The following is a 6262-nucleotide window of genomic DNA, read 5'->3' as shown; positions in this document are numbered from 1 at the left end:
TGGTGGCGCCGGGTTTTTTGTGTGTTTTTATGTCTATTTGGAAAAAGAAGGCCTGTTTTTTGGTTGAAGATAATCTACAATTATCATTGGGGTAACTATCTACCGAAAAAACTTATCTTTAATCGAGCTTGAATATATCGATCGCTCTTATTCTTGATGTGCGATCGATTATTCAGCAAGCCCTAATTATGAGAATGATTTAGGATTGCTATAGTACAGTTACATCGATTAGTAGACCATCCGTAGATGCGGAATAATATCAACTCAGCCCTTCATCGGAATTATTCATCTCTCTTCCCTTCCTCTGTATCCTCTGCGTCCTCTGTGGTTTAATCATTCCGATATAAGCGGAATTGAATATCCTAAAGAAGCTGATAAATTAATGCAGCCTAATTGCAGTTAAGGCAAAAACAACGCATCGCTGACTAAATCCCACCTGCTAAGGGGACTCGCCATGCCGAAAATTCCTGAATTTGTAACTCCTAATTCCCAAAGGGCGGTAAATCGAGTAACTGATTTTTAGAAGGTGGAAGCTGGGCGGGATTTTTGCCTGGGGCAGAAGTTTGGCGGATTTCCAGAGCAGTTTCGCCAGGATTTGCAGTGCGAGTAGGTACTATCTCTAAAGAATATACTGTCTCCGTTTTTGCAGGGGCAGGATTTTGGGCTTTCGTGAGCAAGTCAACGGCATCTCCGAGGGCGCTAGTTAAATTTTTGCTAGTTTCGGCGTGACGGGCTTCTTCTTGTTTGAGGGCTTGAGTGAGTTGTTTAACTTGTTCGATCGCCCGATCGCGTTCTTCGAGAACTTCTGCTAACTTAGCTTTAAGTTCGCCTACTGTTTGCAGTTGTTCGACTTCCTGCTGGCGAGCAACTCCAGCATCGTCGCCTTCGGGCACAAGGGGGGAAAAATTTTGTAATTGCTCTATTTGTGCTTCCAGAGAAGCGATGGTTTGCTGAGTTAATTTAGCATCATTCCGCCGCTGCTCGGCTTCGGTATTGTATAGTTGGCGCCACTGAGCGGCACTTTCACCGGCCTCATCTCGATCGCGCGAAACTTCTGTTAACTGCTGTTGCAGCCGCTTGATTTCATCTAACCACTGTCTGACATCCTGAGCCATAATATTGATTTTAGATTTTAGATTTTAGATTTTAGATTTTAGATGGGGGAATTGGGAATTGGCAATTGCGAGTTGATAATGCCTTAATTAATTAACGACTTGTGTACCTCATCTTTCGCCCCATTGCCTGTGCGCTATGAACATTTTTTACTGGTTGCGCTACCTGATTTTAGCTTTGTTTCAGGCATTTTTGAGGCTGCTTCGAGCACTCAAACGGAAATTTGGGGGATTTTGGCTGTTTTGTCGGTGTTTGACTTGGGGCACGCTCAAGGAAGTCGGGGCGAAGGCGGGAGAACAGCGCTTGCCGGGGCTGTCTGCGGAAATGGCCTACAATTCTATGCTGGCGCTGTTTCCGGGGCTGTTGGCTATCTTATCTGCGATCGCCCTCTTTGAACCTTTGCAGTCAACACTGTATCAAATCGCCCGTCTTTTGGGCGAAGTTATACCCGATGACGTGCGGAAGTTGATTGGTGGCTTAATCAAAGAAATTCTGTTAACTCGCAGTAAAGGGCTGTTTTCGGTGAGCTTTCTTGGGGCGATTTGGGCATTTTCTGGAGTAATGAGCGCGGCGATGGCTGCACTCGATCGCATCCATGAAATCCCTAGCGATCGAACTCGACCATTTTGGAAAGCAAAACTTATTTCTCTGGCGCTGAGTATCGGTACAATTGTGCTGTTAATTCTAGCATCGGGAGTAGTCTTTGTCAGCGACTTAATTGTACAAGCTATTGCCCGCCAGAGTTGCCTGCTGGAGTCCGTTGCCAATTGCGATTTAAAAGATGTTCAAAATTGCTTGCTACTCGCCGGCAATTGCCCTTTGGAGTCGCAATTGTTAGGTGTTTGGCGGCTGTGGCGGTGGCCGATTTCTTTGGGAATTGTATCACTTGCCTTTGCCTTTGTTTACCGCTACGGGCCTAGCCGCCGTCAACCAGATATTCCTATTTTGTCTGGAGCTGTTTTTGCTGCTATTTTGTGGGCGCTCTTTTCAGCTTTATTTCGGGTTTATGTTGGGCATTGGGGCAATTTCAGTTGGACTTACGGCACGATCGGAACTTTTATTGTGTTGCTGCTGTGGCTCGATATTTCTTCTTTGGTGATGCTGATCGGCGCTCAGTTAAATGTAACAGTCGCAAAGGCAATGAAACTAAAATAACGGGCATTGGCCAAACAGGGCATTGGCCAAACAGGGCATTGGGCATTTGTTATTTGTTATTTGTTATGACAACAGTGAACAGTGAACAGTGAACAGTGAACAGTCAAAAAACTATTATTAATTACCGGATGCCGGCTTACCTGCGGAGTAAAGTGCTGAGGATACCCGCAACAAAAGACAACAAAATTAGTATCCATATCACACCACCGGGAATGAATGTCAATATCCCAACACCTCTGAGAATCCAAACTAGGAGGGTGAGGCCCAGGATAGTCAAAAAGATGCGGGTAGATAGTCGCATTTGAAATCTAGGAGAATTAGTCATGTTGAATATTAAAGTTTTGTCTGGATCAATGATAGCTGCTTTGCTGGCGATCGGCAGTTACCTCACCTTAATTTCGGTTCCGGGTTCCGCTATTGCGCCTAGGGGTGCAAATAAGCTGGGGGAAACGGCAAATGCTGCTCAAAAAACACCTTCTGCAAGTTTAACAATTTCCGATCGCACAATTGGAGCGGCGAAGGTGGGAATGACTTTCGGACAATTGAAAAAGGCTCTGGGTTCCACGGCGCAGTTTAAGGTAGAGTCTCCTTTTATGGTAGACTTTGATGCTGTGGCTGTCAGCCGATCGGGAAAAGTGCAATATCGGATTATCTACGCTGCGGGTACAAAGCTAAAAGATACCGATGTCATTGAACTTTTGATGACTGATAATTCTAATTATAAAACTGTTCAGGGCGTCGGGCCGGGAATGACTCTGAAACAAGCTGAGGCCATTTACGGCAAGGCTACTTTATCTTATAACGTGGATAATGAAATGAGAGAAGGGGTTGTATTTGCCAAGCAACCCACTAGAAACATTATGTTTGTTCCCAAGGCTGAAGGGAAACAATTTGCGGGAGTTTATGGCGCTGGTCAAGGGGGATTTTTTCAGACTAATAAGTATCAGCCTAATGCTGTGATTAAGTCTGTGATGGTGCGAAAGTAAGTTAGTAGTCCTGGACGCAAAAACGCGGTTTTTTAACGTAATTGCGTCATTTTAGGTTGATGGCGATCGCGAGAAACCGGGTTTTTTGCTGTTTCAGCAGGCTGTAAAAAGTATTCTCGCAAAAACCCGGTTTCTGGACACCTGCGCGGACTGAAGAAAACAAAAATTAAGGATTACCTGTGGGTAACTCCAAATACTCTTCATTGTCAAGATAATCTCTGATATTTTCCAGTATTTGCGTCAAATACTCTACGACTTCTTCCTTAATTTCTAATAGTTCCTCAATAGCCTGATCTTGCCCCACTTCCTCAAAAGACTTAATCCCATGCGCCAAATCATTCCTGTTGCTTTTAACAACTACAAGATTTTTCCCGTTCTTTGTCTTAGTAAAGTCTGTTTGATATGAAAAACCATATTTTTCTGCTATTTCTTTAATCAACCTAGCATCCACATTTCCTGAAAACAGTTCCTCGCGCTCAAATGTAGCTGTGATGATATCTGTAGAGATTTGGTTGATTGTTAAATGAATTTTCTTAGGAGAACGATTTTTAAGATTTTGAAGAACAACTATTTTAATTTTTGGTTTGAGATCGTCAAAAGAGATGGCTTTATTTTTAAACTCCTCGAATATGGCTTCAATCGCATTTCGCATAGTGGATTCAACTAAGTTATACAGTAACAAAAAACCATTAGCTCTCAGAGTTTTTGCTAACTCAGGATCGAGACTTTGTATTTTGTATGTGCCAGCAGGATCGAATACAGCTAACTTCGTTGTCTGTTTTTCCAAGCTCTCCAGAAAAATGAAGTAATCATCCACATCTTTAGCGCGTGTATGAAAGTCGAAGAGTACAGTTTCCATGATTATCTTACCAGTCGATCGCAGATATATTCAATACACACAACTACTTTTTGATTCCTCAAACTAATACCCAGAGATTTTTGGCTCTCTTTTAAATGTATTTACTTGGCTATTAAAATGATTGTAGCCGCTCAAATAAATCTCTTCGGAATTCCTCATTGGCAGTTTTGCTTAGTTGGATTACCCGAAGTGTAGTTCGATTGAAATGCCTCTGACGAGGCAGGAGTAAATCAGCAAACTTAAATCCATTCAAATGCTCTAATTTTTTCAGTCCAATTAAGGTTAATTCGTTGTTTACAAATCTGGTTAGAGTACGAATGCGTTCTGCACCGTCTACGATCTCTAAACGTGATTCATCATTTTCATCATCACCGATATCAGCAACGAATAGATAAGGTATTGGCAGCCCCAAAATTACAGATTCGATAAACTTTGATTGCCTTGCTTCATCCCAAGTCATTTCACGTTGGTAGTCGGGAATAAACAACTTATTAGTATCATCGTCAATTCCTTCCATATATTTTTGAACGAGTATTTCGAGTGGATACTGTTTGGTGTCGTAATTAATTTGCTGCCGATTGTCGCGAATTTCCATTTCAGCAGCATTTCTGTCTTGCAGCGTAATTTGTTCTAGTTTCGATCGCATATTTTTAAGTAACGAGAAAGTGTTGTGGACACGATCATTTTACCACAGCCCAAGGTTGATAAAGTCGTGTTCGGAGAATTTCAGTCTTGAGGCCACCCCAGTGTAAATTCTGATTTGGCTGAGAGGGTACGGACGATCGCACTTATCAAAAAAAGTGCGATCCCCCAAATTAAATCAACTCAAAACAGCCGGAAAATTACAATTTATAACCGGCTGGCGAGGGAATTGGCACAGCGGCCCAACGCCGATAAACGGTTGCTGTCCCCGCTTAAATCGAACACAACCTCAAACTTAACGTGCGGTATAGTTTGTCGCAAAAACTGAAAATGGCCGTCTGCGTCAGAACGACTGCGGAAGCGGGCAACAATTATCCATTGCTCAGAGGGTAACAAACGGGCGATCGCCGAACAACACAAGCGGTCTTTGTATGTCAACATAGAACTCGTCTCCATTGATATTTTTGGAGCCAGAGCCAGCCCGGAACCTTCCACAGTAAGGGGCTGGCTTCTGACTTTTTAGGGTCTGAACCCTATATACACTTATAGCATCATTTGATGTTATTAGATGCAAATGACATAAAAAGATATAAAATGATGTTAGAGTGTAAAATTAAAGACAATTGAAGTAAAACCGTGCCCACCTATGCCTTCACGTATGCGAGTAACAGTTACACTGCCAGAAGACGTTCATCAAGCGTTGTCCGAATGGGCCGAAGAAGAAGATAGAACCCTCGCAAACCTTCTCTCCCATGTCGCAGCTAAAGCAGTCAGAGATCGCCAAGACGAGAAAAAAGATAAATCAGAAAGCGATCGCCCTTAAGCGATGGCCACGGCGTAAGATGGAGTGTGTTGAAATGTTTTGCAGTACAACGAATGGCTTCACGGGGAAGAGTTACCGCATACCTACCAGAGGAAATTCAAAAAGCTCTCGAAGAATGGGCACAAGAAGACAGCAGATCCGTTAGCAGTTTGGCAACGTACCTGCTGACTAAATCTGTTCCAGAACGCCAAGAACAGAAAAAAGATAAATCAGAAAGCGATCGCCCTTAAGCGATCACCACAGCCTATATCTTTAACAACCGAGGAGACAACACTGCCAGAAGACTACACAGAAGCAGAACTTTTCAGCAATCCTGAAGGCATTGCCCGAACGCGAGCGATCGCCTTACAGCAAGCTTTATCACCACCCGCGCAATCTAGAGTAACAATGGGTGCTGGGGTTGTTGAAAACGCCCAAGAAAACCGCAGAGTAGTGATAGGAACCAGCGAACCCAATGGTTACTTGCGTCCGGGAGTAAAGTCTGCACTTCTATTCGGAGAAACCGTTATTCCCGGTTTTGGTCATGCAGAAGCTAACATAGTTGCTTGGGCCGTTAAAAATGATTGTAAAGTAATTGCAGTAGCAGCAGGGCGTCCTATTTGTGAAAACTGCGTCCAAACGATAGAAGGCGCTGGCGGCTTAGTCGCAAGTCCCCAAAAATCTAATCCAAGGAGTTAATTACAC

Annotated in this window: 10 protein-coding genes; 5 read left to right on the top strand and 5 right to left on the bottom strand. The window is 43.4% G+C overall.

The window, feature by feature from the left end; genetic code table 11:
- Positions 1-482: 482 nt before the first annotated feature.
- Entirely contained in the window at positions 483-1115 is a 633-nt protein-coding gene (locus QUB35_RS14800; protein WP_333142618.1) for a hypothetical protein, read from the bottom strand.
- A gap of 136 nt (positions 1116-1251) precedes the next feature.
- Between QUB35_RS14800 and QUB35_RS14795 the strand changes: the two genes are divergently transcribed.
- A complete protein-coding gene (locus QUB35_RS14795) occupies positions 1252-2268 on the top strand; it encodes a YihY/virulence factor BrkB family protein (RefSeq protein WP_333142617.1) in 1017 nt (338 codons plus the stop codon).
- A gap of 136 nt (positions 2269-2404) precedes the next feature.
- Here the strand turns inward: QUB35_RS14795 and QUB35_RS14790 are convergent, their stop codons facing one another.
- A complete protein-coding gene (locus tag QUB35_RS14790; protein WP_051041528.1) occupies positions 2405-2593 on the bottom strand; it encodes a hypothetical protein in 189 nt (62 codons plus the stop codon).
- Between QUB35_RS14790 and QUB35_RS14785 the strand changes: the two genes are divergently transcribed.
- Positions 2592-3254 carry a hypothetical protein gene (locus QUB35_RS14785; RefSeq protein WP_333142616.1) on the top strand — a complete coding sequence of 221 codons (663 nt, stop codon included), beginning with the start codon at positions 2592-2594 and terminating at the stop codon, positions 3252-3254. The two genes, QUB35_RS14790 and QUB35_RS14785, sit on opposite strands and share 2 nt — an antisense overlap.
- 166 nt (positions 3255-3420) lie before the next feature.
- On the opposite strand, the gene QUB35_RS14780 is transcribed toward QUB35_RS14785, so the two are convergent.
- The 3 genes from QUB35_RS14780 to QUB35_RS14770 all read right to left on the bottom strand — a co-directional run bounded on the left by QUB35_RS14780 (position 3421) and on the right by QUB35_RS14770 (position 5196).
- The gene (locus QUB35_RS14780) at positions 3421-4113 is read right to left on the bottom strand and encodes an MAE_28990/MAE_18760 family HEPN-like nuclease (protein ID WP_333142615.1); all 693 of its coding nucleotides are present in this window, start codon (positions 4111-4113) and stop codon (positions 3421-3423) included.
- 112 nt (positions 4114-4225) lie between these two features.
- Positions 4226-4759, bottom strand: coding sequence for a DUF262 domain-containing protein (locus QUB35_RS14775; RefSeq protein WP_333142614.1), 534 nt, complete (start codon positions 4757-4759; stop codon positions 4226-4228).
- 203 nt (positions 4760-4962) lie between these two features.
- Complete coding sequence (locus QUB35_RS14770; RefSeq protein ID WP_333142613.1) at positions 4963-5196, bottom strand: hypothetical protein; 234 nt, start codon at positions 5194-5196, stop codon at positions 4963-4965.
- A 205-nt stretch (positions 5197-5401) separates the two neighbouring features.
- Here QUB35_RS14770 and QUB35_RS14765 point away from each other — a divergent pair, with 205 nt between their 5' ends.
- The 3 genes from QUB35_RS14765 (at position 5402) to QUB35_RS14755 (ending at position 6256) form a co-directional block, all read left to right on the top strand.
- Positions 5402-5578 carry a ribbon-helix-helix domain-containing protein gene (locus QUB35_RS14765; protein ID WP_333124348.1) on the top strand — a complete coding sequence of 59 codons (177 nt, stop codon included), beginning with the start codon at positions 5402-5404 and terminating at the stop codon, positions 5576-5578.
- A gap of 53 nt (positions 5579-5631) precedes the next feature.
- Entirely contained in the window at positions 5632-5808 is a 177-nt protein-coding gene (locus QUB35_RS14760; RefSeq protein ID WP_333142612.1) for a ribbon-helix-helix domain-containing protein, read from the top strand.
- Positions 5809-5965: 157 nt separating this feature from the next.
- Complete coding sequence (locus QUB35_RS14755; protein WP_333142611.1) at positions 5966-6256, top strand: hypothetical protein; 291 nt, start codon at positions 5966-5968, stop codon at positions 6254-6256.
- Positions 6257-6262: the final 6 nt, after the last annotated feature.

Origin of the sequence: Microcoleus sp. B13-B6, from assembly GCF_036705405.1 — a bacterium.
In the GTDB taxonomy this organism is placed as follows: domain Bacteria; phylum Cyanobacteriota; class Cyanobacteriia; order Cyanobacteriales; family Microcoleaceae; genus Microcoleus.
Note: the sequence above shows the minus strand (reverse complement) of the source record. Positions and strands in the feature narration are given on the sequence as shown.

Bases quoted from the DNA above. Each gene is read 5' to 3' on its own strand.
- QUB35_RS14800 (WP_333142618.1), bottom strand. From the start codon at position 1,115: ATGGCTCAGGATGTCAGACAGTGGTTAGATGAAATCAAGCGGCTGCAA.
- QUB35_RS14795 (WP_333142617.1), top strand. From the start codon at position 1,252: ATGAACATTTTTTACTGGTTGCGCTACCTGATTTTAGCTTTGTTTCAG.
- QUB35_RS14785 (WP_333142616.1), top strand. From the start codon at position 2,592: ATGTTGAATATTAAAGTTTTGTCTGGATCAATGATAGCTGCTTTGCTG.
- QUB35_RS14790 (WP_051041528.1), bottom strand. From the start codon at position 2,593: ATGACTAATTCTCCTAGATTTCAAATGCGACTATCTACCCGCATCTTT.
- QUB35_RS14780 (WP_333142615.1), bottom strand. From the start codon at position 4,113: ATGGAAACTGTACTCTTCGACTTTCATACACGCGCTAAAGATGTGGAT.
- QUB35_RS14775 (WP_333142614.1), bottom strand. From the start codon at position 4,759: ATGCGATCGAAACTAGAACAAATTACGCTGCAAGACAGAAATGCTGCT.
- QUB35_RS14770 (WP_333142613.1), bottom strand. From the start codon at position 5,196: ATGTTGACATACAAAGACCGCTTGTGTTGTTCGGCGATCGCCCGTTTG.
- QUB35_RS14765 (WP_333124348.1), top strand. From the start codon at position 5,402: ATGCCTTCACGTATGCGAGTAACAGTTACACTGCCAGAAGACGTTCAT.
- QUB35_RS14760 (WP_333142612.1), top strand. From the start codon at position 5,632: ATGGCTTCACGGGGAAGAGTTACCGCATACCTACCAGAGGAAATTCAA.
- QUB35_RS14755 (WP_333142611.1), top strand. From the start codon at position 5,966: ATGGGTGCTGGGGTTGTTGAAAACGCCCAAGAAAACCGCAGAGTAGTG.